The following is a 24,246-nucleotide window of genomic DNA, read 5'->3' as shown; positions in this document are numbered from 1 at the left end:
TCCCATCGACGACGAGCCAAGAGTCTGTTTCGTCTAGGCTTTGATTATCTGCGCTCTATTTTCACTAATCTTGACCACAAATTTGACGCTTTTCTCGACTCACTCCACTTTTTGTCCTGTACTTAGATAACTAACATAAAATATGACTGTTTAGTTGTAAATTGGAGCTGTAGCATGGAAATATTACAAAATTGTCTAAACTTAGTCAAAAAATGGGAAGGACTTTTTCTGAATGCTAATCTAGACCCAGTAGGAATACCAACCATTGGGTATGGAACAATTCGTTACCCCAATGGAAAAAAAGTTCAGCTAGGAGAAAGAATTACAGAAAGAAATGCAGAATTCTATTTAAAGTATGAATGCGACAAAGCAGATATAGGTAAAAGTTTTTTCGCGTTCTGCTCCGATGCAAACCGATTATCTAGAACTTTAAACAGACTTCTGATCTGCTGGTGATAAGCTAGCATTACTTTGTAGCTTTCGGCAATCTGCTCCATAATATCTTTTCTCATCATAACAAGTCTCTCTCCTTAAAGAACACAACATAATTAAAGCCAACTCAATATCTGAATATCTACTATCCTCTAATGCTCTCGCCTCCTGCTAACTTTGCTAGCTTCTCAGTTACGGGATTAACGATTAGCTGGTAGGTTTGATAGATACTGGAAATATCTCTCAAAGGAAAACGCCTTACTTGCCAAAACCCGTTTAATTCTGACCCAAAACTATTAGGATTAAAACGACCGAAAATCCATCCGTCTGATTCTTTTTCCGCATCTTTCTCCACACGTATACATTTCCATATTTCTCCAGCAACATCATAAACCCGATATTCAGTATCCCTAGGCTTTGGCTCAACAATCCCAACCCAGCATTCAGGTCTGTCGGTGTCCGCTATATACTCATCTTTAGATCCCAACCAAGTCCAGACAAAAGTTATGTACTGTACTTGCTTTGCTGGATAATCTTCAAGGGGACTATCATCTACTAAATAATCCAGATCAATATAAAAGCGACCTACCCAAGGTGGCAGCCATGTATTATATACTTCTTGGCCATTGTAGATGGCATAATTATACAATAGATAGTTAGTTGAGGTGACAACAAGTTTTGTTTTGGGCATTGGCGAAAGTTTTTTTCCGTTTAGTCCAAGGGCGAATTTATTATCTAGGGTCCTAAACAGATTTTCGACCCAATCTTGATAGGCTAGCATGACCTTATAACTTTCGGTCGCTCTATCCATAATATCCTTTCCTGTAATCGCATTTCTTCTGTTTAAATGATTTCAAGGAGTTCATTAGACATCTCCGAAAAAGATATAGATTTTTTGCAGGAGTAGGCAACAGGCAACAGGCAACAGGCAACAGGCAACAGGTAAGATGTTTTTACGAAAAAGGCACGAAAAAAGATTTTTTAGGGTGAATTTTTCGTATCCTTAGTCTGCTCTAATTAAAAGATTGATTTTCTGGATATGTCTATTTGTTAACAATAAATCAACACCAAAAAGTAGTTAAGATCGCAGAGTAACAGAGTTTAATTTTACAGTTTTTACTAGAGAATAAATATGGCTTACAGAATAAACCGTCACGCCTATGCTGAAACTTATGGGCCAACAATAGGCGATCGCGTCCGTCTAGCTGATACAGAATTATTAATAGAAGTCGAGCAAGACTACACTACCTACGGCGATGAAGTAAAATTTGGTGGAGGCAAAGTCATCCGTGACGGTATGGGGCAATCTCCCATTGCTAATGCCGATGGCGCAGTGGATCTAGTTATTACCAACGCTCTCATCCTCGACTGGTGGGGAATTGTCAAAGCAGACATCGGCATTAAAGATGGTAAAATTTGCAAAATTGGCAAAGCAGGCAACCCCTACATCCAAGATAATGTAGATATTATCATCGGTCCGGGAACTGAAGCTGTGGCGGGTGAGGGAATGATTTTAACGGCAGGTGGCATTGATACCCACATTCATTTTATTTGTCCTCAACAAATCGAAACAGCGATCGCTTCTGGTATCACAACTATGTTAGGTGGAGGAACAGGTCCTGCCACAGGTACTAATGCGACTACCTGTACTCCCGGTCCTTGGAACATTCACCGAATGTTGCAAGCTGCTGAAGCTTTTCCGGTAAATTTAGGTTTCATGGGCAAAGGTAACAGCAGTCAACCCCAAGCTCTAGTCGAACAAGTATTAGCAGGGGCGATGGGATTAAAATTACATGAAGATTGGGGAACTACCCCGGTGGCGATCGACACCTGCTTAAATGTTGCGGACGAGTACGATGTGCAAGTTGCTATCCACACCGATACTCTCAATGAAGCAGGGTTTGTAGAAACCACCATAAAGGCTTTTAAAAACCGGACAATTCATACTTATCACACTGAAGGTGCGGGAGGCGGTCACGCTCCAGATATTATCAAAGTCTGCGGTCAAGCAAATGTTTTACCTTCTTCTACTAACCCCACTCGTCCTTATACTCTCAATACTTTGGAAGAACATTTGGATATGTTAATGGTGTGTCATCATCTAGACCGAAATATTCCAGAGGATGTGGCTTTTGCAGAATCTCGCATTCGCCGAGAAACTATTGCTGCTGAGGATATACTGCATGATCTGGGAGCGTTTAGTATGATTGCTTCTGATTCTCAGGCCATGGGACGTGTGGGAGAGGTTATTATTAGAACTTGGCAAACAGCTCACAAAATGAAAATTCAGTGCGGACCTTTGAATGGAGAGTCTGGGGAAAATGATAATTTGCGTGCTAAACGTTATGTGGCAAAATACACGATTAATCCGGCGATCGCTCATGGTATTGCTGAGTATGTGGGTTCGGTGGAATTGGGAAAGTTGGCAGATTTATGTTTGTGGCGACCTGCCATGTTTGGGGTGAAACCGGAAATTGTGATTAAGGGAGGAGCTATTGCTTATGCTCAGATGGGAGATGCGAATGCAAGTATTCCGACTCCACAACCAGTGGTTATGCAGCCAATGTTTGGTAGTTTTGGGGGAGCGATCGCTGCTACTTCTTTGACTTTTGTTTCTCAAGCTGCTCTGGAAACTGATATTGTGGCTCAACTACAGTTGAAAAAGTCAGCAGTTGCAGTGGTAAATACTCGGCAAATTAGCAAACAAGAGATGAAATTAAATGATGCTTTGCCAGAAATAGAAGTTGACCCGGAAACTTATGAAGTTAGAGCTGATGGGGAGTTGTTGACTTGTGAACCTGCAACAGTTTTACCCATGGCACAGCGATATTTTCTGTTTTAGGAGGTTCGCTCAAAAAGGCTGTTATATCAAATCCGGTTGAATACTTATGATCAGGACTTATATCATGTCCGGATAATTAGTGATCAAAAAACTTTCTCTTTTTCTTCCTCTTCCTCTTCCTTCTTCTTTGTTCTCTCCTAACTCCTGTACGTCGCCAATCCGACAGCTCCCCTACCTGACTCCTGACTCCTGAGGACTCCGTCATTTATTTATAAGTATTCAACCGGACATAATATTACGCAAAGACACTATGTATAGCGTATGCTAAACGATAGCGATCGCTTACAAAATTATAGCGATCGCCCAGCTTTGCTGATTCTATTCCTATTCATAAAAACTTAAACGACTATCATTTTAATTGTAGTATATTTGAGTTCAGATACTAGATATTTAGGCGTTGCTGAAGTGCGTGTATGATATTAATCCTAATTACTTAGGAGTCAACCCACCCGCGCGCCCCTCCCAGGAGGGGAAGTCAGTCAGACCGAGTCAGGAGGGAAGAAAGAATAAGAAACCCCCAGTAGAAGGAGAAAGTTTTTTGCTCGCCCTCTTATCCTGAATGATATCATAGCTCAAATCAGCAACGCCGATATTTAGATAAAAATTGGCATTGCTGAATTAAGGTATGAAAGTAGGTTTATAGGGAACAGGGAACAGGGAACAGGGAACAGTTAATATTAACAAGTAGTTCAAACCATCCAAAATAAAAAATCCCAAATACAAAATTATCAAATCATACCCACCAGTCAGCAACGCCTTAGATAAAAATTGATGTTTCAGTTGATCTTCCTGTAAATTTGGCCACAAAATTTTTGTCCCGTGTTTCAATATTTTTGACGCTAACGATTAATTTGATTGCTGACACAAAGCTACGCTATCGTGGCTAACTTTTTCCAGATGGTCAGCAAGATTTGTGAGAGTGTAATTTTTCTGGCTACTTACAGCGCTTTTCATATGAGTGAACCACAAAAGTGTAAAATTTAACTAAAGACAAAATAGTTATCTAGAGCGATCGCTAAAGCCCAAAAATGGCCAGACCATACTCACGCTTATTTACGTATTCGTGTGATTAGAGCCTATCAAAATCAAGAAGGTTCTCAACGTCAAATAGCACAAAGATTTCAAGTTAGCTTGACTTTTGTCCGTAATTTATGAAAGCATTATAGAACCACAGAAACTGTGAATCCAAAGCATCATAGTGGTAGCCAGTGATTAAAATTGATGGCAATTTTGATTCTTTAATGAGCGCAGAAAATCCAACAAAAACCAGATATGCATGCTTTGTGAGTTATGGGAATATTTAGAAATTAGAACCGGAGTGAAAGTAATATCATGTCCGGTTGAACAGTGATAAATAAATAACTACGGGGGACTCAGGAGTCAGGAGTCAGGAGTCAGGAGGGAAGAAAGAAGAAGAACAGGAGAAGAAGGAGAGAGTTTTCTTATCACTAATTATCCGGACATGATATAAGTGTATCAACAATGTATCGAATTTTAAAAAAATTCAATATAAGTAGAAAAAAAAAGTCTTTATGCTTCAGAACAAGACAGAGAAGATATAAAACAAAAACGCTATGACTATCGAAAATGGTTGGATTTAGTAGACATAAATAATTTGGTTTTTGTTGACGAATCAGGAGTTAATCTAGGGATGACTCGTCTTTATAGTCCAGCAAAAGTAGGAGAGAGAGTAGTCAGCAATGCCCCTAGAAATAAAGGTAAGAATACAAGTGTTTTAGGAGCTTTAAGTTTGGATGGTTTAATTGGATCAATGACCGTAATTGGTAGTACAAATAAAAATGTATTTGAAACATATATAGAGCAGATTTTAGTACCTCAACTATGGCGCTTGGGCAATTGTACTGATGGATAATTTAAGTGTCCACAAAGGTTCTAGAATTCAAGAGTTAATTTCCTCCACAGGAGCCAAGTTAATCTTCTTACCTGCGTACTCACCTGATTTTTCACCCATCGAACTATGTTGGTCAAAATTCAAAGAGTTTCTCCGCTCTCGTCAAGCTCTTTCCTCAAGAACAATTAGATCGAGCTATTAGCGAAGCGTACGCTCAAATTACTGAAGATGATGTTTTTGGTTGGTTTACACATTGTGGTTTATTCATATGAAAAACGCTGTATTAGACTTGTCGCTTTATAAAATAAAAAATTCTAGAAACCCCCGTTATGTAAAGCTTGTAGGTATTTATCGATCAAAAGAGTCGAAATAATTACCTTGTCTAGGTTTTGGAGATTTTTTCTATCTATTTAGCGACAACTCTATTAAATACTGACAATATTTTATATAATTAAAGCCTATGAAAAACTCTTCATAAAAATTTAATCTTATTCACCATTAGAATACCAGATAATCTACATCAACCTCAATCGAATTTTTCAGTTGATGATAATTTTGTGGTTTAGGCGATCGCCAAGGGGAACTTAGTTTAGATCGCCAATTTAGAGAGAGACTTACAGCAGTTTTCTAGTTGATGAGGTACAAAGTTTTATTGCTCTAGGCAACAGCTCCGGAAGGCAACAGGCAACAGGGAATATAGAAATAAATAGTCTTATAGCTGTACCTCACGCTTCCTCAAAAGTGCTGTAAGTCTATATATAGTGCCTTTGCGTAAGTCCTGATTTCAAAGCCGTCCATTACTGGCATCCATATATTTGATTTATTTTTTAATCAGTAAATGAATGAAGTATTATCACTAGTTATATTTACCGTATATTTGTTTTTTTTTATACAATTAATCAAAAAACATTGATTAGGTATAGTTTTAATTTGATTTTTCTCAAAGATTTTAACTATTTTTTTCTGCAAATTTTTTGGCTCCCGAAGTCAGAGAATTTTTGCCAAACAGTTGAGGAATAATTAACCCAGAACTAGCTTGATATTCTACAAATTCGGGATAGCGAGATAGAGACTTATCTTTTTTCAGCATATTAGGGATAAATATTCCAGCAACAAATGCTCCTAGAATTAAATAAGGCAACCAATGTTGCACTAACATTGCAAAAGAAAGATAGATAAATATTTCTCCTAAATAGTTAGTATTTCGACAGCGAGCAAAGAATCCTTCTGTAATTAATCCTGACTTATATTTGAGAGTATAATATTTTTGAGCATCGCTACTGTAATGGAGGAAAATGCCAAAAATATTTAAAGAAATTGCAGCAGCTACTAAAGGTATTGGAGGTTCAGTTCCACTACTAATTAAAATATAGGGAGCTATCCAATATAAGCAGACTATTCCAAAAATTATAATACCTTGTAGAAAAGGAACTTCTTGTTCCCATTGCTTATCTGGATAAATACGGTCTTTCAGTAACCATAAAATTCCATAAGTACCATGTAGGGATAGATATACCCACGCAACTAAAGAAAAATTTTGATAGGCTATCATCAGCGTCAATATAAATATAAAAGTTGTCGCTTTAGATAGATTAATTGGATGTTTTACTTTCATCATTAGTGCTATTTTTATTTTAAAAAAACTGCTTATAGCTTATATAGGAATAGAGAGGTAGGGCACCGACATCGAGTGATGACTATCCGAATCAGGGGAAATGTTTTTCCAACTATTCCCTATTCCCTACTATATAATACATAGGATTAATTTAAAAGTCAAACTATATTAGAGAAAACCCACCTTTCTAGCCAGCAATAAAAGCAGCAATAACAAACAGAAATAAAATCACTAAAATCCCAATAATTACGACACTTGAAATTAATAATAAAGAGATAATCGACCATATTCTCTGATGCTTTCTAAATTCAGCAACATTTTTCCATTTGCGGCTTTTCCAAGCCCACTCATTTCCTTTAAGACCTAAAATTATTCCTGTCAGCAACCATCCCATACCTAAGGTAAAAAAACTTAAATCAATCCAGGCAATTAATCCGATCCAAACATGATTAGTTAAACACCAAAAACCAGGCAAGAAAAATGCCCCCCAATTCCAACCAATAATTTCTGCTGGTACGTCATTTGAACTATGAATAATATTTCCGAGTTTTGGAATAGAAGCTATGGCTTTTTTTGTCTCTATTTTTTGATTCTTTGACTCAGTTTTACTGATTTGAGTTAGTGCAATAATTTCCGGTTCTGGAGGTTGTAGCTGTACTAATATTTCCTCTGCTGATTGGAAGCGATCACCAGGAATAAAAGCCAACATTCTATTTAAAATACCATCAAACTTCGGACTTAATTTTAGTTCTTTACTCCATTGCCACTGCATTGTTTTTGTATTAATTAACTCTGAGGGAAGTTTACCAGTCATTAATACTAAACAAGTCACTCCTAAAGCATACAAATCACTATGTGGAGCAACTATTCCTAGGCGCATTTGTTCGTCAGGAGCATAACCAAATTTACCTAATTTAGTGCCAGAATAAATAACATTTTCGGAACTATCAGCTTTGTGAGAAACTTCGGCAGCAATTTGTTTTACTCCACCCAAATCAATTAAAATTGGTAACCCATCTTCTGCCCGACAAATAATATTATCAGGAGCAATATCTCGATGAATAATTCCTCGACTATGTAGATAATTTAAAACTGGTAAGATTTGACGAATAAAGTCAATTATTTCAACTTCGCTAAAAAATTTACCTTGTCGCCGACGTTGACTAAGCAGAGATTCATAAGTTTGTCCTTCAATAAAATCTTGCACCAAAAATAAACATTTATTTTCCTGAATAAATTCCCAAAAACGGGGAATTTGAGGATGATTAATTTGATGTAATATCATTGCTTCTCGGTGAAAAAGTTCCTCCGCTTTTTGTATAAATTCAGTGCCTTGGTTTCCTGGTGTTAATTGTTTTAAAACTACTGCTTGCTTAAATCTACCTGTATCTTCTGCTAAGTAAGTTTTGCCAAATCCACCTTGACCTATTTGGCGAATAATTATGTAGCGGTTTCTTAATTTACTTCCTGGTTTTAATTCCGTAGATGCTGTTTGAAAGGGTTTTATTTCCTCTAGAAAAGCACCACAGTTAGAGCAAAAGCGAGAGGCAATAGTATTGTTATGTCCACAGTTTGTACAAGTAGTCATATTTATTAACTCGAAGGAATAAGGAAGAGGGAAGAAGGAAGAAGGTTGACTAACTTTTTTGACCGAAACCACAATTTCTGTGCTACAACTTCGTAAGCATTCAGCTATTAGCAGTCAGCTTTCAGCAGCAAGACTCTCTTCTTAAAGACAGTGTTTAAATTAATATAGAATTTAAGGGAAAGGGAGCCAACTTTTCTAGTAAGATAATTAATAAAGTTTTTATTGTAAACTAACATGAATAGCTGATAGCTGATGGCTGACGGCTGAATGCTTACACAACTTCAGTCCTACTTCCTTTAAATATTTGTTTATACTAGGAATTTTATTTATGTAAAGTTCCTCTGTACATCACAACTAAATATTAACTTAAAATTTCAACCATTATACAGTTAAGTATTATGTTTCAAATAATCCCAATATTAACTTTCTGTTTGGCCAACATTTTGATACCAGCATGGTGGATCTTTTGATTTTGGGTTTAATACGTCACTATCACCCGTGATGTTTACAATTAGTTGGGGTTTGAGTACCCATCAACTTTTTCTCTCTTCCTTATTCCTTATTCCTTATTCCTTATTCCTTATTCCTTATTCTTCCTTCTTTAACAAAAAATTGGGTAGAGTTTTTTGATAGATAAGCTAGAGAAGTCAGGAGGGAAGAAAAGAAAAAAGTAGAGGTGTAAAAATATTTCACCTCTATTATAGCAAGGAACGAGTTGGTATTTGACTTCTGTTGATGATGAACCGAATCAGGGGAAATGTTTTTCCTGGTGCTATAAATATTATTTTCTGCTTGTTGAATAACTTGATTAATTATTCTTGCATCTGTTCTAGTTCTAGCTGTTGTATGATACCAACTATCTTCGGTTGTGCTGTTTTTTCTTGACTCTAAATATTCTCCTATAGCACCATTGAATTTTTGAATGGTAAAGCTAAAATTGTCAATGATGAAAATTGCTTAATCCTTGATTGATACTTTCCCGGCAAATCTATTCTACTGTAAGCATTCAGCATTCAGCATTCAGCTATTAATATCATGTCCGGTCGAATAGTTATAAATAAATCACGGAGTCCTCAGGAGTCAGGAGGGAAGAAAGAAGGAAGAAGCAAGAAAAAAGAGGAGGAAAAGGAGAATGTTTTTTTTATCACTAATTATCCGGACATAATATAATTTATTGCTTTTTGAACATAAATTAATATTGATAGATTTAAGGATAATTAAAAGTATTGGAAAAAAACTGACCTTGATGAGGGAGAGTGTATATTCATTATTTATGAAACAGCTAAAAGCTGAGTGCTAATAGCTGTTTGCGCAGCATTCCACAGGAAATGCTTACATTCTACTAATTAAGCTATGTGAGATATTTCACAATTAGCTATAGAGAATTATTTGATTCATTACTTTTGCTTAGTGCTTGTTCTAAAATTTGTGACCGAATAAAAGTACGCTGTTGATATAGTGCATATAGTAATAATTCTTGCTGTTTAATCTGTTATTGTGTTTTTTCATAAAGTATCTTCCAATCATGTTCTGCTGACATAATAAAGACTCCTTTAGATATCAAGTATGAAGTTGAATTTAAAGCTCGATATTAACAAGATTGTTATTAAGTGTGATTAAATAATTTAGCTCTAAAATAACTGTCCTTAATAGTTATATATACTAAATTATGGGAATTTTGATACTAACTAAATAGCCGTTTACTCTCTGCAATAAATTGACTACATAGTGCCTAAAAAATGGATGCTTCAACCAAATAAAAATAGGGGCAAGCTGCATAGTCCATAGGATAATCGATGAGATTAAATTCATTAGCACCTCCATATATTTTCTGAAGTTGTAATGTTAAATAAGCGTTGTAGTGTTTAACAGTAAAATCAGTATAAATGAGGTATGTATCAACTAATTCTATTGGCTAAAGTTTGAGAATTATATCCAATATTCCCATTGAAAGGTACTATTTATAACTTTTTTTTCACCCTTAAACATAACTTTCCTCTGCTTTTTTTTCATAATCAAGCTCCTATCTAAACTAAATTTATATTACTGAATAACTAAGACTTCAAGGATATCTTTGGCTACCTTATGGGCTGTAGTTCTACAAAGATTAAAGAATAAAAAATTTTATTTTTAGTAAATCCCCTTCTTTTTTATTGATTTTTGAACAGGGGAAAATAGAGTAGATTCATACCCACGGTAGACTAATTCATCTGTCAAGAGAGCTACTATTAATTCAATGCCACTATAGCCAACGGGAAACATTCTTTCCCATAAAGGAGTAACTTGAGAAATCCGCATATAAAAATCTCCTAATTCCTGAGATGAAAATTTTTAGAAGTAATATTTTTGGTACACAGTTTTACTCAGCTATTAGTATTAGCTGTAAATCTTTATATCAAAATATTAATTAAAGTTTTTGGTTATTGCCAAGGTAGGTATAGCTGTTCAAAAAGTAGGGATATCTACACTCATTTGTGGCGTTTATATGTTGCGCTAGCAACAGAGGTGGGGAGTAAGGGAGTAGGGGAGTAGGGGAGATTGAATATTATTAAAGTAATTATAGAATTATAAAGATACATTATATAACCGGATTCTATATAAAAAGGCTTTTTCCTACAAAATTATACACAAATATATGGGTAGCAAACTGTTAACTAAAATAACTACTTCTTCAAGGGTATTTTTGATGTTAAATTATAGCGTTTCTCAGTAAGTGTGAGGTACACTCTTATCTTTACTTCACTATTGCCTGTTGCTTTCCGGAGCTGTTGCCTAAAGCAAACGAGTTTTGTACCTCACGCTTTTTGGGAATTGCTATATCCTGTAGAGGAATTCCAGAGAAAATCTCTACTAAAACCTAAAATTAATACTTAATTCAAAGTTCTACTTCACACTTATAACCATTTTTTTTCCCATAATTTTCCATAACTCTACTTGTACCTTTTCAACTACTTCTTGCCACTCCCTTGACTGAGACTGACGGAATAATTTCATTGTTGGATACCAAGGAGTATTTTCTCCTTCCTGTAACCAACGCCAGTCAGTGTTAAAACATAACAAAGTCCATACAGGTTTACCTAATGCTCCTGCTAAATGTGCCACTGAAGTATCAACAGTAATTACTAAATCTAATTGATTTATTATTGCTGCTGTATCGGCATAGTTATTTAACTGAGGACTCATATCTTCTATCTGAATATTGTGGGAAAGTTGAGTTAATTCTTGAGTTTTTTCTCCTTTTTGCAGACTATGAAATTTTACTCCAGGTACTTGCAAAATTGGTAAAAAGTCAGTTAATTTACAGGAACGATTATGGTCATTTTTATGAGTAGGACTACCTGCCCAAACAATACCTACTTTATATAGCGCGTCGGGAAGGTTAATAGAGTTAGTATTGGGGTATCTTAAATAAGGAATTTCAACAGGAATTGTTTCTAAAGTTGTGTCAAAAATATAAGGTAAACTCATCAAGGGTACATAGATATCAAATTCTGATAATTGTAGTTCTCCTGGTGGCATTAATTTATCAATTCCTGGAACACTTTTAAAAATAGGAATTAACTCTGGCGTACACACTAAAATAATCTGTTGACAGCGTTTTGCTACTAGAGGAATATAACGGATAAATTGAATAGCATCTCCTGCTCCTTGTTCGGTATGAATTAACAAAGTTTTATCCATAATATCTTCCCCTTTCCATCGGGGATGAGGACATTGAAAGGGAGTAAATTCTGAAGTTTTCCAACGCCATTCACATTCAGCAAATCCCCGTTTAAAATCTCCATTTTTCAACAATGTCATGCCTAAATTAAAATGAGCTTTGGCAAAACTACCATTAAGATTAATTGCCTTTTCATAATGTTTAATTGCTCCTTCTAATTCACCTTTTTGACTATAAGCATAAGCAAGACTGTTATGAGCATCCGCATTATCTGGCTCTGTCCTAATTACCTGTTGTAAAACATTAATTGCTGCTTCATACTGTTGATTATCTCCTAAAGCTACTCCCAAATTATATTTAGCTCTCGTCAAATCCGGTTGTAACTTCAAACATTCTTGATACTCAGCGATCGCTTCTACTAATTTACCTTCTTGATATAGCTGATTTCCTTTGACTAAATGAGTTTCTGATATTGCTATTTCTGAAGTTGGTTGTACTGTTTCTGCTAAAGCTTCATCAGGTAAAACATACGAACTAGCAAGTAAATTTTCGTTCCATTCAATAATTTCAGGAAAGCGAATATTCGGCAAAACTGCCACAGAAAATATTTCTTGAACTCCAGCTTCAAACCTTAAAAATGCCACAGTTTCTCCAGTTAAAATATTTACTACCCAAACCCCACAAATTCTTTCTTGAAGTTGAGTAATAGGCATTCCCGTAAAAACAGCAGTTTCTCTAACTTGAGACAAACCAATAAATGCTAAATTTCCCCAAAAATCTATACCACGAGTAAACCCAGGTAACTTAGCAATTGTTTCTAATTTTCTCTGGTTTAAATCAACTTTTGCCAGACTACCATTTCCCGATTCTAATAACCATAATTTTTCTTGATACCATCTGGGAGAATGGGGCATAGATAAACCCCGCATTAAAATTTCATTTGTTTCTATATCCATTAATATTCCACCATTAGCTTTATTTTTTCTCCACCCCGCTGAAGTATCAGTTTCTCCTAAAGCTGTGGCATATTTTGGCAGGTCATTTTTTAAACAAAGTCCATTCAAATGACAGCGGTCTGTTAAGTCATATCCAGTGATAAAAGGAGGTCGCCATCTAGGCACAAAACTATTAGGATGACCGAGGGTACATAGACAAGAAAAACGAGTATTAATAAACCATAATTCATCCTTTGCCCAAGCCATTTCGTGAATATCAATATCTCCAGTTATATGAATATTTCTTGGTAAATAACAAGCATCATGTTTACCTAGTGGTTCGATTTTTTCTGCTACTGCTGGAACGTTGCGAAAATCCCAAATTTGATAAGCAGTTCCCAGGGCAATTTTTTCGTGGTTTGCTGCTAACCCCATGGGTTTATTAAAGGTACGAAAATGAGTATTAATTACTCCATTATCGGCACGCAAAACAATTAATTTACCTGCTTGATAAGTGGAAACGACTAAAGATATGCCTAACTGGTCTAAAATTTGGGGGAAGTTATTTGTATGTACACTTCTTAATAAATAATTATCGGTATTAACAGGAGCATCAGTTTGATTATTCATTGTCAGGTGGTCTAAAAGTTAGGGTCAAAATAGGTATAACTATATTAAACAATAAAAATAACTCAGAATCCGGAGTCTTAACAAACTCCAGAGGAATTCGTATATAAAATTTGGTGATTTTTAATTTCTAGAACACTTAATACCAAGCTTGAAAAAATAATCCTACAAAAAAAGGCTGCAAATTATATCTAAAAATAACTTCTCCAATCCTAATAAGACCAATTTCGATTGTTTTTCCTTTTTTTCCCGATCTGTTTATTACTTATTCCTTTATTTGTGCTGAAATTCAAAGCAATATCTCTGTTGGAACAGGGTACTATGGTGGATAAGCTATAGTTGCTTCAACTTCAAAATATGTTCCGGAACAGTTTTCTATTTTTGGTGATTTATCGGAACAGGGTACTATGGTGGATAAGCTATAGTTGCTTCAACTTCAAAATATGTTCCGGAACAGTTTTCTATTTTTGGTGATTTATCGGAACAGGGTACTATGGTGGATAAGCTATAGTTGCTTCAACTTCAAAATATGTTCCGAAACAGTTTTCTATTTTTGGTGATTTATCGGAACAGGGTACTATGGTGGATTAGCTATAGTTGCTTCAACTTCAAAATATGTTCCGGAACAGTTTTTTATTTTTGGTGATTTATCGGAACAGGGTACTATGGTGGATAAGCTATAGTTGCTTCAACTTCAAAATATGTTCCGGAACAGTTTTCTATTTTTGGTGATTTAATTTGAGCTGCTGTTGGTGTTACAACTTTATCCAAAGCAAAGGCACTGGATCGCTGATATAACAAGATAACCAGGAAAATTCATAGTCATTACTTTTTTGTGCCTCAGAAAATGCTTCTGGAGTAATTGCAGACAAGTTTACTCCTGCTAGGTTTAACTTTTGAGTCTTCTTTTTATACTCACTATACCAGTACACAGGGGTAATGTGAATGACCACACCATTGCACGCAAGTTCCCAATGATTGTTATATGAGCGATGTTCTCTTGCTCTCTTCTTGTGCGCTCTACTACCCGGTCGAAAAACTTCTCCAGCAAAATTGTCAAATTTAGTATAACTGTGGCGCTTGAATTTTAAACTTGTATTTTTGTCTTTATTTGTCTTGATATATTCTTTGATTTTTGCTGCCGTTCCTTTGGGTGAGCAATTAGTCCAATCATATTTGAGATGAACATGAAGAAGTCGATCAGAATTATTAAATTCAGTTCCAAAATTGAAGAAGGAGACAGGAGACAGGAGACAGGAGACAGGAGACAGGAGGAAAATTACATGGGGATTCTCACTCCAAGTAATTTTGAACACCGTGTAGACGGTGGGGTATTAAACCCACAAAGAAAATGATAATTAGTTGTCGTGAAAAAGTATTCAGAAAATCTTTCAACACAACCTCAATTATAATCATAAGACGACACATAGTCTCTGTAGTCATAATCGCCAGTATAATTGCCCTTGTCATCTCTAACCGCTGAATTCAAGTCAACTATGCGGGTGCTGTTTTGATTGTAATATATCTCGCTTTCAAAAATAGTTGGGGAGGATCTTTGACCAGCCCCTTGGCTATGTCCAGTCATACCAAGAGGATGCATTATTTCATGTCGAAGCAATTGACGAACCTTACTCTTTAAATTGGGGTCATTGACGGAAAGTGTGGCCTTTTTGAAGTTGTAAGAAATAACTAAGTCTCCATTGTTAGGTATCTTAACAAAATTGCCCGTACCATCCTTCTGATAAACGCCGTGCCCATTATACCCTTTATTAATCCTTTTCCATGCTACAGTTGCAAGAAATTCAAGTCTGTTATCTCTAGTTATAAAAGTAGATTCAGGAGCACTAAATGCTGAGGCAAATGTTGGAGAATTTGCTTCAGTCTCATCGTCTGTTATATAAACACCAATTAAGGCATCAGAGGCTAGTTCATCCCCTAGTTCATTTAAAAATTCTTTAATGTATTCTTTGGCTTGATTATATTCAGGATTATCCCATCGACTTGGACTTTCAAATTCTACATTAAAAGTTACTGCAGAAGCTTGACTGGCAAATAGGATGATGCTACAAATCTGGCTGATGCCTAAAGCAAGTCTGATTTTCAACTGTTTGTGTTGTTTCATTTTTAAGTTACCATTATGATGTTTTTTTCTGTTTTTGGTGTCTTTATCTAATCTATTAATTGTAATTGTGTCCTAGTTGTACAACTGTATGAGATAACAATAGTTCATAAAAATATGGTCAAATATGACATATCCTTAATATTTGTTGAGATACTTTAGCTGGAACTGCTTGATAATCTGATTGAGTAGAGAGTGTTTTTTGCAGGTCATAATAGGAATTATTTGTCTTTTCAAAGGCTTTGTTGCACAAACAGACCGAATAAGGTAAAAATAACATTGCATGGCACAACAAACCTACACCAACGTAGATATGAGTAAGTCCAAGTCCAAGTCCAAGTCCAAGTATCGAGTCAGCAACTGGTCAGAGTATGATGATTCCTTAAAACAGAGAGGGAGTTTGACATTTTGGCTCAGTCCTGAAGTAATAGAGCAGTGGGTAAATCAACAGATAACTGGACGTAGGGGAGCATCTAATACTTATAGTGATGTAGCTATTGAACTAATGGTAACTCTCAGTAGTTTGTTCGGACTAGCAGGAAGACAGACAGAGGGGTTTGTAGAATCTATATTTGAGTTGATGCAACGCCGATTTACCTGTACCAGACCATAGCACTATCTCTCGTCGCTTGTCAAAACTGAATGTTCAACTGCCAGTGATACCAAGGAATGAAGCCATTCATCTGGTAGTAGACTCTACAGGGGTTAAAGTATATGGCGAAGGGGAATGGAAAACCAGGATTCATGGTGTGGGTAAACGCAGGACATGGCGCAAATTACATCTAGGTGTGAATGAGACCACGGGAGAGATTGTTACAGCAGTTGCCACAACTAATGATGTGAGTGACGACCAAGTATTTAGTGATCTATTAGATGGGGTAGAAGGGAAGATTACCCAAATATCGGGTGATGGAGCATACGATCAGTGCAAGTGCTATGAAAAAGCTAGTCAAAAAGGAGCTAAAATCACCATTCCGCCACGAAAAAATGCGGTGATTTGGCAACATGGTAACTGTAGAAGTACTCCCCATCCTAGAGACGAAAACTTGAGGCGCATTAGGCAAGTGGGACGAAAGAAATGGAAGCGTGAAAGTGGCTACCATCGACGCTCCCTATCTGAGACTACTATGTTTAGGCTGAAAGTGATATTTGGAGGCAAGTTGCGACGACGAAAATTCGACAATCAAGCCGTGGAGTTGTTCGTACAATGTGCCATGTTGAATCGTATGATTCAAACAGGTAAACCCAAAAGTTACAAAGTTGAAATCTAGTTAACTCTTCTAAGGGGAGTTTTCGCGATCGCTACTTTCATGCAACAAAGCCCTTTTCAAATATAAAAGACTGACGAACTAAATAATTAGAATAGTTATAGAGATTTTTAGACAAGAAACACAGTCGGTCAATTTCAGGATAAAACCGATGATTTTTTGTATGGGATATGTCTCTCAACTAATCTCATAAATCAAGGGGTTAAAATTATATTAGGATTCGAGGATTTCGGAATTTTGATGATTATTTAGTCTGAAACTCAAGTGCCAATTTCATTATACTATTAAACCTTTAGCCTTGGAGTTATTAAATTTTGTCAAATATTTAGTAGCTCTTTTGTATAAATCAACGAAGATATTTGACATCACTTGACTATATTTATGTATAACTTTTATTATACCACAAATCACGGAATTATGCTACAGATATTGGATGTTTATCAGTTTCTCTGAATAGTTCTAATTCACGAATTAGCAGCATCAATAAGAGAGCAGAGCGATCGCTCTACTATCCTGACTCTTGACTCTTCCCTCCTAACTTATGACCCATAACATCTATAAATATCCACAATGTCCTAAAATCAATAAAGTTTATTCTAAATTAGGGACATACCAGTGGCCAAATCAACAGAATCTAATACACAAACTCTCTCCCGCACCCCTTTATATGACCTATGCAGCGAACTCAAGGCCAGAATGGTAGAATTTTCTGGGTGGGAAATGCCAGTACAATACACTAGCATCAGCACTGAACATGAGGCAGTACGTACAAAAGCAGGAATGTTCGATATTTCCCACATGGGCAAGTTTATCGCTCAAGGTCACGATCTAATTGAGAAAATCCAATATTTAGTACCTTCCGACTTAAGCAGTTTAGAACCTGGTAGAGCGCAATATACTGTCTTATTAAACTCACAGGGAGGCATTATTGATGACTTCATTTTCTATCGTCAAAGTGATGACCCCCTCACCAACGAAGCACGGGGTTTTATGATTGTTAATGCTGCTACTAAAGCTAATGATAAAGCTTGGATATTAAGTCATCTAGAAGCTAGTGGTGTTAAATTTCAAGATATATCTGACGAAAAAGTGTTATTAGCTGTTCAAGGTCCGGAAGCAGAATCTTATGTGCAGCAGTTTGTCAAAGAAAATTTGGCAGCAATTGGATTTTTCGGGCATTCAGATATTACTGTATTGGAGCAACCTGGTTTTATTGCTAGAACTGGTTACACTGGGGAAGATGGGTTTGAAATTATGGTAGATCCCTCCGTGGGTGTGGAGTTATGGCGCAATTTGTTGAATGCTGGCGTTACTCCCTGCGGTTTGGGAGCAAGAGATACTCTACGTTTAGAAGCAGCAATGGCACTTTACGGTCAAGATATTGATACTGAGACTACTCCTCTGGAAGCGGGTTTAAGTTGGTTAGTTCATCTGGATAAAAAGGGTGAATTTATTGGTCGTCAAGTATTGGAAACACAAAAGTCGGAAGGAGTTTCAAAACGTTTAGTGGGTTTGGAAATGCTCGATCGCTCTATTGCTCGTCATGGTTATCCTGTTTTAAGTGATGGCAAAGTGGTAGGGGAAATTACCAGCGGAACTAAGTCTCCTACTTTAGGGAAAGCGATCGCTCTAGCTTATGTACCTAAAAAATTAGCTAAGGTAGGTCAAAAATTGGAAGTAGAAGTTAGGGGTAAAAATTATGCAGCTATTGTTGTTAAGCGACCCTTTTATAGAAAGAATAGGGAACAGGGAATAGGGAACAGGGAATAGGGAAAAATTACAACTATATTTGGTAGTCCTGCATGGGTTTTGGTGAAGATATATATTTTTTAATTTCTCCCATACTCCCCATCTCCCCATCTCCCCATCTCCCCACACTCTCTCTACCATTACTATGCACCACCACCCTATATTTATTAGTAGTGTAGTGGCGTGTCTAAACTAAAATTGTGGCTTAGGAGCGAGCAACCAGCGAAGACCTCTCCCCCAACCCCTCTCCTGCTCCGAGAGGGGAGATATCCCCCCAACGCTAGTAGGGAAGGGGGTTGGGGGGTTAGGTTTTTTCACCCACATTTTCAGGCTAGACACGCTAGTAGTAGACTGACACATCTTCAATGGTGCAATAGGTGTAGGTTGGGTTGAGGGACGTTAGCGTCAGCTTATCCGTAGGATAAACCCAACAACAATCTTTCTCCCCTACTCCCCTACTCCCCTGCTGGGAGGGGCGCGCGGGTGGGTCCCCTACTTCCCTACTCCCCTACCCCCTAATGCACAGTTTTAGCTGTATCAGTCCAGTAGGGTGCATGAGGCGCAACCATGTAAATGTGGTTGTACTTCAAAACGTAAAATTGCGCCGTAACGCACCATCTTATGATATGAGTTAAAACTTAAAAGTCAATAAGTAATAGTATGTAGTAGAGTGATATCAAATCCGTTTAATTGGACATAAAAAAAATCTTCAATCGTCATAACTACCCTCATCTTTGTAATTCTTTCTGCTCCTGACTCCTGTCTCCTGACTCCTGAGGACTCCTAACTTAACCATTCTATGGCTGTTTAACCGGATTTGATATGACACAACTCAAATGGTGCGTTACGACGGATTGTTAAATGTTTTCGCAGTCTAAATTTTAACCGTCTAACGCACCCTACAACTCCTAATCCCTACTCCCTACTCCCTACTCCCTATTCTCTAAAACTCAAAATGAAACATCAAGAATTACCAATTATTGGCTGGCGGGAATGGATAAAATTACCGGAAATTGGCATTACTAAAATCAAGGCAAAAATCGATACTGGCGCTCGTACTTCTAGTTTACACGCTTTTGATATTGAGACCTTTGAAATTGATCATAAACCAAGAGTAAGATTTAAAATTCATCCTAAACAACGAGATACGAATCAAACGGTAATTGCTGAAGCACAATTAATAGATGAACGTCATGTTCGTAGTTCTAGCGGAACAGCAGAATTACGTCCTGTCATTTTAACTGAAGTAAATTTAATGAACAAAAAATGGCAAATTGAGCTAACATTAACTAATCGGGAGTTAATGGGATTTAGAATGTTATTAGGGCGACAAGCAGTGCGAGAATTTTTCTTGATTGACCCAGGCAAATCCTATTTAGATAAAAACCCAATAAATAGTCAAAAATAAGAGGAAAAAATTGTAGAAAACAACAAAATGAAAATCGCTATTTTATCCACTGACCCAACTCTTTATTCAACTAAAAAATTGCTAGAGGCAGGGAAAAAAAAAGGTCACAAAGTGCAAGTTATTGATTACTTGCGGTGTTATATGAATATTACTTCAATGAAGCCTCAAGTGATTTATATGGGTGAACCTTTGGAAGGATTTGATGCTATAATTCCTCGCATTGGTGCTTCTAAAACATTTTATGGAACGGCTGTAGTTAGACAGTTTGAAATGATGGGAGTGTTTACCCCAAATCCTTCTCAAGGCATTTCTCGGTCTCGTGATAAATTACATTGTTTGCAATTATTAGCTAGAGAAGGAATTGGATTACCTGTAACTGGGTTTGCTCATTCCACTAAAGATATTGATGGTTTAATTAATATCGTGGGAGGTGCTCCTTTGGTCATTAAACTATTAGAAGGAACTCAAGGAATAGGAGTAGTTTTAACAGAAACTTATCAAGCTGCTAAGTCAGTTATTGAAGCTTTTCGTGGCTTGGATGCTAATATTTTAGTGCAAGAATTTATTAAAGAAGCAGGTGGTGCAGACTTGCGATGTTTTGTAGTAGGAGATAGAGTAATAGCAGCTATGAAAAGACAGGGAGCTGAGGGAGAATTTCGCTCAAATTTGCATCGAGGTGGTAAAGCAGAAAAAATTAAATTAACTCCTGAAGAACGTTCAACTGCTGTGCGTTCAGCTAAAGCAATGGGGTTGAGAGTTGCTGGAGTAGATTTGTTACGCTCTAATCATGGCCCAGTGGTAATGGAAGTGAATTCTTCTCCCGGTTTAGAAGGAATAGAAGCAGCTACAGGAGTAGATGTTTCTGGCAAGATAATTGAGTTTTTAGAGAAGAATGCAGAAAAAGATCAAGTGCGCGATCGCATTGAAGATTGACAAGCTGTAGTTATATTATGTCCGGATAATTAGCGACCGTAAAGTTATTAGGTGGTAGGTTTCAACAATTAATAATTAATAATTAATAATTAGGGTTTGCTGAAAAAGTCTTTTGGCAGGGGTAGGAGTCAGAACTCAGGAGTTATAACTCAGGAGTAATGGGAAATTTAGAGGAGGTAGAGGGATTTTCATTGTCATACCTCCAAAGATAATATAATTGACATTTTAAAACCGTTTTTTGTACTTTAACTCTGAGAAAATTAAGCTAATAGATGTACCGTTAGAAGTATCAAAAGTAATAGTTCCATTTAACTGTTTCGCCAAAAGACGGACGAGTTTTAGGTCTAGAGAGTTAGAAGTTTCCTAATTAACTTTTGAAGGTATTCCAATACCATTATCACATACTTCAAAGACTAATTTTTGATTAACATCTTTAAACATCGCAATCTGAACCTTTCCTACTCTTTGGTCAGGAAAACCATGTTTAAAAGCATTCATTCAGAAGTTCATTAATCAGTAATCCACTTCGCAAAGACTTTGTGCAGAATGGAATGCTCCCTGACCTAGAACGTCGCCAACGTAGCACTCCTCCAGTGCCCAGAAAACTAGATGGCTCATCTCATGGTCATGATTGTAGCATGAGCCTCCATCTGGTCATGTGCGATGGACACTCACTTTGCTCGTTTCGCAGCTAAAACGACGTGGAATAGTTACCGAAATCAGTAGAGAAACAATAGGTCAGAGTTTAAAAAAAACCAACTGCGGCCTGGGAAGAAACAACGATATTGCATCCTGGGAAAAGACAGCGCCCGCTTTGTAGCTCAAATGGAAGTACTTCTAGATGTCTACATAGCTGAACACTCTGATGATCAACCATTAATTTGTATGGATGAAGCAGTCTTGGAATTAAAAGGGGATGTTAAACAATTAATTCCTATTCAACTAGGTCACGATGCGTTCATAGGATTATCACTATGAACGCAATGATACTAGAGCTATATTTCTATTTTTAGACCCGATTCGCGGTTGGCGACGAGTTAAAAGCTATGAACATAGGACTCGTATTGAGTGGGCAAAAGAGATACGTCATCTACTATTAGTGGGTAGTCCTAAAAAAGTAATGATGTCTGCAATCAGGCATTGTAGTGATCAATAAACATCCAAATCGCTCCGATATGATTTTCTAGTTTCTGGCAACAGGATAGTGCTGTGCTCACTAATCGCGATACTCCTTGTCTGATCGTACAGTTGAACCTTTCAATATAGCTTGTCTGACCCGTTTGTTGGCCCACTGCTCCATGTCTTTTGCTCGGGACTACCTGTTCATCTGCCTGCCAAAAATCTGTGTAGACTATTGCACACTGGCGATCTACCCCTGGTAGAGAAGACCACAGTTCCTTGGCTGCTTCCCGATCTGGTTTACCGATATCAACCCCAACAATCTGCCGCCTTTCCTGATCCAGTCCTACCCAAACCCACTGCTGATTTCCTTTGTTGTCTACAAACGACCACATCTCCAATGCTGGCAACGTTAACTTCCCTTTTTTTTTTGGGATGTTTTCACCAGTGGAGGAACCTCTGCATATTTGGCAAGTACATGATCTTGAAGCCATTTTTCAGACAGTTGAGCCACCCGAGCAATGGCAGTCAGAGAAATGCGTTCCAGCAGCATCGGGTCAATCCCAGCTTGAGTCTGTTCAGAAATGGTATTTTGAGTGGGATGCTCAATCAACTGGCGACCACAGTGGTGGCATTTGAAGGGTTGTTTACCCTTGTGGAGCTGGCCATTTTTGACAACGGGTTGACCGTGACATTGAGGGCAGTTGGGCATAGTGGTAACTATGGTTGACTATTTTCCTCATTTTACTCCACATATTATTACTTTTACAGGACTACCCTATTAGTGGACTATCCAAATGCACGCAAGGTCAAGTTAGTCTGCGACAATCTTAACACTGATCATATTGGTTCTTTGTATCAAGCGTTTCCTGCATCAGAAGCTGATCAATTAGCTCGACACCTTGAAATTCACCATACCCCACGCAATGGTAGTTGGCTAAATATCGCAGAAATAGAATTAAGCGTACTTCCTTCATCAACAATGTCTCGATCGCCGGATTCGGAGCGTTCGCGGTAGCGTTGCGTCAGCAAATCGCATACTAGAGCAAGAACTTCGAGCATGGCAGGATGAACGCAATGCTTCTCAAGCTAAGGTTCATTGGCGCTTTTCTACTGCTGATGCTAGGGTCAAGCTACATCATCTTTACCCACAATTTTAGTCTAGACGCGCTAGTAAGAGTAGAAGGGATTATGCAGGTAATGGGAGCATTAAATATGTATCAACAAGAAACGTACATAGATCCACAACCAACGGTACAAGTTTATGAGACTAAGTGGGTGAGAGCTTCTAATAGTGGGATTTTGAGACTATATGTCAAACTAGGTCAGAAAGTTACTAAGAAGCAAGTTTTAGGTATAATTTCAGATGCTTTTGGAGAAAAAAAATACTACTGTTAATGCTTCCTGTGCAGGAATAGTTATCGGTAGTTTACAAAATCCTCTGGTTAATCAAGGTGATGCGATCGTGCATATTGCTGTTTGATCTGCGAGGAACTCTCAAAAAGCTTAAAAAGCATATTCAAATCAAGTCTGATAGCATCAGTATTGTAAGGGAAAGTAAGAAGGAAGAAGGAAAAGAGAAGAAGGCTTAAAAGGCTGAAAAAAAACTTAAATTTCCTGTAGATATTCACCCTTAGATTTACACAAACGATACCAACGGACTCGATCTCCCCATCTCCCCATCTCCCCACACTCCCCATATCCCCACCCACTACAAGCTTTTAACTTCCCTGGCGGGAAGTCCCGCGCTCTCCCGAAGGGGAGCGGAGGGATGGGAAAGCTAGGGCCAATAGTCGGATACCTCCACAAATAAAACCTTCCTATACCCTTGACAAGCTAGGAGGTATGCATGTTATTATCAACGTCAACACAGGGGGAGGACATCACCTCACACGAAACAGCGGTCATTTTTTTCATGACTGAAGAATCCCGCGTTGTCGCGCTATGCGCAACGTCGGGAGTATGTCAAAATTAGATAACCAACTTTTAACTACTCTAGAAAATACTTTAGCTAGTCCAGAGCAGATCGCAAGTCGGTTAACTAATATCAGTGATTCTTCTCTTATCTAATTGCTAGATCAAGTGGTTTTCTAGGGGA

22 protein-coding genes and 2 pseudogenes are annotated in these 24,246 nt (G+C 37.3%); 13 read left to right on the top strand and 11 right to left on the bottom strand.

What is annotated here, in order from left to right; translation table 11 throughout:
* The first annotated feature begins 174 nt into the window (after positions 1-174).
* Positions 175-456 (top strand): glycoside hydrolase family protein, encoded by a 282-nt coding sequence (locus F6K18_RS29130; RefSeq protein ID WP_287526050.1) that lies wholly within the window; start codon positions 175-177, stop codon positions 454-456.
* Positions 457-577: 121 nt separating this feature from the next.
* On the opposite strand, the gene F6K18_RS29125 is transcribed toward F6K18_RS29130, so the two are convergent.
* On the bottom strand, positions 578-1,243 hold the full coding sequence (locus F6K18_RS29125) for a hypothetical protein (protein ID WP_287526048.1): 666 nt from the start codon (positions 1,241-1,243) through the stop codon (positions 578-580).
* 321 nt (positions 1,244-1,564) lie between these two features.
* On the opposite strand from F6K18_RS29125, the gene ureC reads away from it, so the two are divergent.
* Entirely contained in the window at positions 1,565-3,274 is a 1,710-nt protein-coding gene (ureC, locus tag F6K18_RS29120; protein ID WP_287526046.1) for an urease subunit alpha, read from the top strand.
* A 76-nt stretch (positions 3,275-3,350) separates the two neighbouring features.
* Here ureC and F6K18_RS29115 read toward each other — a convergent pair whose 3' ends face one another.
* Complete coding sequence (locus F6K18_RS29115; protein WP_287526044.1) at positions 3,351-3,479, bottom strand: hypothetical protein; 129 nt, start codon at positions 3,477-3,479, stop codon at positions 3,351-3,353.
* A 192-nt stretch (positions 3,480-3,671) separates the two neighbouring features.
* On the opposite strand from F6K18_RS29115, the gene F6K18_RS29110 reads away from it, so the two are divergent.
* The 3 genes from F6K18_RS29110 to F6K18_RS36960 all read left to right on the top strand — a co-directional run bounded on the left by F6K18_RS29110 (position 3,672) and on the right by F6K18_RS36960 (position 5,328).
* Positions 3,672-3,833: a hypothetical protein gene (locus F6K18_RS29110; protein ID WP_287526042.1), complete on the top strand. Its 162-nt coding sequence runs from the start codon at positions 3,672-3,674 to the stop codon at positions 3,831-3,833.
* A 1,032-nt stretch (positions 3,834-4,865) separates the two neighbouring features.
* On the top strand, positions 4,866-5,147 hold the full coding sequence (locus F6K18_RS29105) for a transposase (RefSeq protein WP_287526040.1): 282 nt from the start codon (positions 4,866-4,868) through the stop codon (positions 5,145-5,147).
* Positions 5,140-5,328, top strand: a complete 189-nt coding sequence (locus F6K18_RS36960; RefSeq protein ID WP_353735206.1) for a transposase — start codon at positions 5,140-5,142, stop codon at positions 5,326-5,328. The genes F6K18_RS29105 and F6K18_RS36960 overlap by 8 nt, the downstream gene beginning before the upstream one ends.
* Positions 5,329-6,075: 747 nt before the next feature.
* On the opposite strand, the gene F6K18_RS29100 is transcribed toward F6K18_RS36960, so the two are convergent.
* The 5 genes from F6K18_RS29100 to F6K18_RS29080 all read right to left on the bottom strand — a co-directional run bounded on the left by F6K18_RS29100 (position 6,076) and on the right by F6K18_RS29080 (position 14,505).
* Entirely contained in the window at positions 6,076-6,744 is a 669-nt protein-coding gene (locus tag F6K18_RS29100) for a DUF1295 domain-containing protein (RefSeq protein WP_287526038.1), read from the bottom strand.
* A gap of 184 nt (positions 6,745-6,928) precedes the next feature.
* Positions 6,929-8,329: a serine/threonine-protein kinase gene (locus F6K18_RS29095; RefSeq protein WP_287526036.1), complete on the bottom strand. Its 1,401-nt coding sequence runs from the start codon at positions 8,327-8,329 to the stop codon at positions 6,929-6,931.
* A gap of 2,130 nt (positions 8,330-10,459) precedes the next feature.
* Positions 10,460-10,627, bottom strand: a complete 168-nt coding sequence (locus F6K18_RS29090) for a hypothetical protein (protein WP_353735205.1) — start codon at positions 10,625-10,627, stop codon at positions 10,460-10,462.
* A 585-nt stretch (positions 10,628-11,212) separates the two neighbouring features.
* Positions 11,213-13,555, bottom strand: a complete 2,343-nt coding sequence (locus tag F6K18_RS29085) for a TIGR03032 family protein (RefSeq protein ID WP_287526034.1) — start codon at positions 13,553-13,555, stop codon at positions 11,213-11,215.
* A gap of 752 nt (positions 13,556-14,307) precedes the next feature.
* Complete coding sequence (locus F6K18_RS29080; RefSeq protein WP_287526032.1) at positions 14,308-14,505, bottom strand: hypothetical protein; 198 nt, start codon at positions 14,503-14,505, stop codon at positions 14,308-14,310.
* A 234-nt stretch (positions 14,506-14,739) separates the two neighbouring features.
* Between F6K18_RS29080 and F6K18_RS29075 the strand changes: the two genes are divergently transcribed.
* Complete coding sequence (locus F6K18_RS29075) at positions 14,740-14,907, top strand: hypothetical protein (RefSeq protein ID WP_287526030.1); 168 nt, start codon at positions 14,740-14,742, stop codon at positions 14,905-14,907.
* A gap of 47 nt (positions 14,908-14,954) precedes the next feature.
* Here the strand turns inward: F6K18_RS29075 and F6K18_RS29070 are convergent, their stop codons facing one another.
* Entirely contained in the window at positions 14,955-15,674 is a 720-nt protein-coding gene (locus tag F6K18_RS29070) for a hypothetical protein (RefSeq protein ID WP_287526028.1), read from the bottom strand.
* Between the two features lie 310 nt (positions 15,675-15,984).
* On the opposite strand from F6K18_RS29070, the pseudogene F6K18_RS29065 reads away from it, so the two are divergent.
* The 4 genes and pseudogenes from F6K18_RS29065 to rimK all read left to right on the top strand — a co-directional run bounded on the left by F6K18_RS29065 (position 15,985) and on the right by rimK (position 21,029).
* Positions 15,985-16,942, top strand: a pseudogene (locus F6K18_RS29065) (IS5 family transposase).
* 612 nt (positions 16,943-17,554) lie between these two features.
* On the top strand, positions 17,555-18,709 hold the full coding sequence (gcvT, locus tag F6K18_RS29060) for a glycine cleavage system aminomethyltransferase GcvT (protein ID WP_287526026.1): 1,155 nt from the start codon (positions 17,555-17,557) through the stop codon (positions 18,707-18,709).
* Between the two features lie 934 nt (positions 18,710-19,643).
* The gene (locus F6K18_RS29055) at positions 19,644-20,096 is read left to right on the top strand and encodes an ATP-dependent zinc protease (RefSeq protein WP_287526023.1); all 453 of its coding nucleotides are present in this window, start codon (positions 19,644-19,646) and stop codon (positions 20,094-20,096) included.
* A 27-nt stretch (positions 20,097-20,123) separates the two neighbouring features.
* Positions 20,124-21,029: a 30S ribosomal protein S6--L-glutamate ligase gene (gene rimK / locus F6K18_RS29050; RefSeq protein WP_287526021.1), complete on the top strand. Its 906-nt coding sequence runs from the start codon at positions 20,124-20,126 to the stop codon at positions 21,027-21,029.
* A gap of 363 nt (positions 21,030-21,392) precedes the next feature.
* On the opposite strand, the gene F6K18_RS29045 is transcribed toward rimK, so the two are convergent.
* A complete protein-coding gene (locus F6K18_RS29045) occupies positions 21,393-21,527 on the bottom strand; it encodes a hypothetical protein (RefSeq protein WP_287284768.1) in 135 nt (44 codons plus the stop codon).
* 327 nt (positions 21,528-21,854) lie between these two features.
* Here F6K18_RS29045 and F6K18_RS29040 point away from each other — a divergent pair, with 327 nt between their 5' ends.
* Positions 21,855-22,007: a hypothetical protein gene (locus F6K18_RS29040; RefSeq protein ID WP_287526020.1), complete on the top strand. Its 153-nt coding sequence runs from the start codon at positions 21,855-21,857 to the stop codon at positions 22,005-22,007.
* Positions 22,008-22,162: 155 nt separating this feature from the next.
* Here F6K18_RS29040 and F6K18_RS29035 read toward each other — a convergent pair.
* A protein-coding gene (locus F6K18_RS29035; RefSeq protein WP_375341365.1) for an IS1 family transposase occupies positions 22,163-22,860 on the bottom strand; the annotation gives its coding sequence in 2 pieces (ribosomal slippage) (positions 22,163-22,575 and positions 22,575-22,860; 699 coding nt in all).
* A gap of 57 nt (positions 22,861-22,917) precedes the next feature.
* On the opposite strand from F6K18_RS29035, the pseudogene F6K18_RS29030 reads away from it, so the two are divergent.
* Together F6K18_RS29030 and F6K18_RS29025 are read left to right on the top strand one after the other, a co-directional pair.
* Positions 22,918-23,308: pseudogene (locus F6K18_RS29030) on the top strand (IS630 family transposase); the annotation flags it as partial.
* Positions 23,268-23,546 carry a hypothetical protein gene (locus tag F6K18_RS29025; protein ID WP_287526054.1) on the top strand — a complete coding sequence of 93 codons (279 nt, stop codon included), beginning with the start codon at positions 23,268-23,270 and terminating at the stop codon, positions 23,544-23,546. The pseudogene F6K18_RS29030 and the gene F6K18_RS29025, both read left to right, overlap by 41 nt.
* A 210-nt stretch (positions 23,547-23,756) precedes the next feature.
* Here F6K18_RS29025 and F6K18_RS29020 read toward each other — a convergent pair whose 3' ends face one another.
* Positions 23,757-23,957 (bottom strand): hypothetical protein, encoded by a 201-nt coding sequence (locus F6K18_RS29020; RefSeq protein WP_287526017.1) that lies wholly within the window; start codon positions 23,955-23,957, stop codon positions 23,757-23,759.
* Between the last annotated feature and the right edge of the window lie 289 nt (positions 23,958-24,246).

Origin of the sequence: Okeania sp. SIO2C2 (assembly GCF_010692625.1) — a bacterium.
Lineage (GTDB): Bacteria > Cyanobacteriota > Cyanobacteriia > Cyanobacteriales > Microcoleaceae > Okeania > Okeania hirsuta.
Note: the sequence above shows the minus strand (reverse complement) of the source record. Positions and strands in the feature narration are given on the sequence as shown.

Bases quoted from the DNA above. Each gene is read 5' to 3' on its own strand.
- ureC (WP_287526046.1), top strand. From the start codon at position 1,565: ATGGCTTACAGAATAAACCGTCACGCCTATGCTGAAACTTATGGGCCA.
- F6K18_RS29045 (WP_287284768.1), bottom strand. From the start codon at position 21,527: ATGAATGCTTTTAAACATGGTTTTCCTGACCAAAGAGTAGGAAAGGTT.
- F6K18_RS29115 (WP_287526044.1), bottom strand. From the start codon at position 3,479: ATGACGGAGTCCTCAGGAGTCAGGAGTCAGGTAGGGGAGCTGTCGGAT.
- F6K18_RS29125 (WP_287526048.1), bottom strand. From the start codon at position 1,243: ATGGATAGAGCGACCGAAAGTTATAAGGTCATGCTAGCCTATCAAGAT.
- rimK (WP_287526021.1), top strand. From the start codon at position 20,124: ATGAAAATCGCTATTTTATCCACTGACCCAACTCTTTATTCAACTAAA.
- F6K18_RS29095 (WP_287526036.1), bottom strand. From the start codon at position 8,329: ATGACTACTTGTACAAACTGTGGACATAACAATACTATTGCCTCTCGC.
- F6K18_RS29075 (WP_287526030.1), top strand. From the start codon at position 14,740: ATGAAGAAGTCGATCAGAATTATTAAATTCAGTTCCAAAATTGAAGAA.
- F6K18_RS36960 (WP_353735206.1), top strand. From the start codon at position 5,140: ATGGATAATTTAAGTGTCCACAAAGGTTCTAGAATTCAAGAGTTAATT.
- F6K18_RS29130 (WP_287526050.1), top strand. From the start codon at position 175: ATGGAAATATTACAAAATTGTCTAAACTTAGTCAAAAAATGGGAAGGA.
- F6K18_RS29100 (WP_287526038.1), bottom strand. From the start codon at position 6,744: ATGATGAAAGTAAAACATCCAATTAATCTATCTAAAGCGACAACTTTT.
- F6K18_RS29025 (WP_287526054.1), top strand. From the start codon at position 23,268: ATGCTAGGGTCAAGCTACATCATCTTTACCCACAATTTTAGTCTAGAC.
- F6K18_RS29090 (WP_353735205.1), bottom strand. From the start codon at position 10,627: ATGCGGATTTCTCAAGTTACTCCTTTATGGGAAAGAATGTTTCCCGTT.
- F6K18_RS29085 (WP_287526034.1), bottom strand. From the start codon at position 13,555: ATGAATAATCAAACTGATGCTCCTGTTAATACCGATAATTATTTATTA.
- F6K18_RS29055 (WP_287526023.1), top strand. From the start codon at position 19,644: ATGAAACATCAAGAATTACCAATTATTGGCTGGCGGGAATGGATAAAA.
- F6K18_RS29070 (WP_287526028.1), bottom strand. From the start codon at position 15,674: ATGAAACAACACAAACAGTTGAAAATCAGACTTGCTTTAGGCATCAGC.
- F6K18_RS29040 (WP_287526020.1), top strand. From the start codon at position 21,855: ATGGAAGTACTTCTAGATGTCTACATAGCTGAACACTCTGATGATCAA.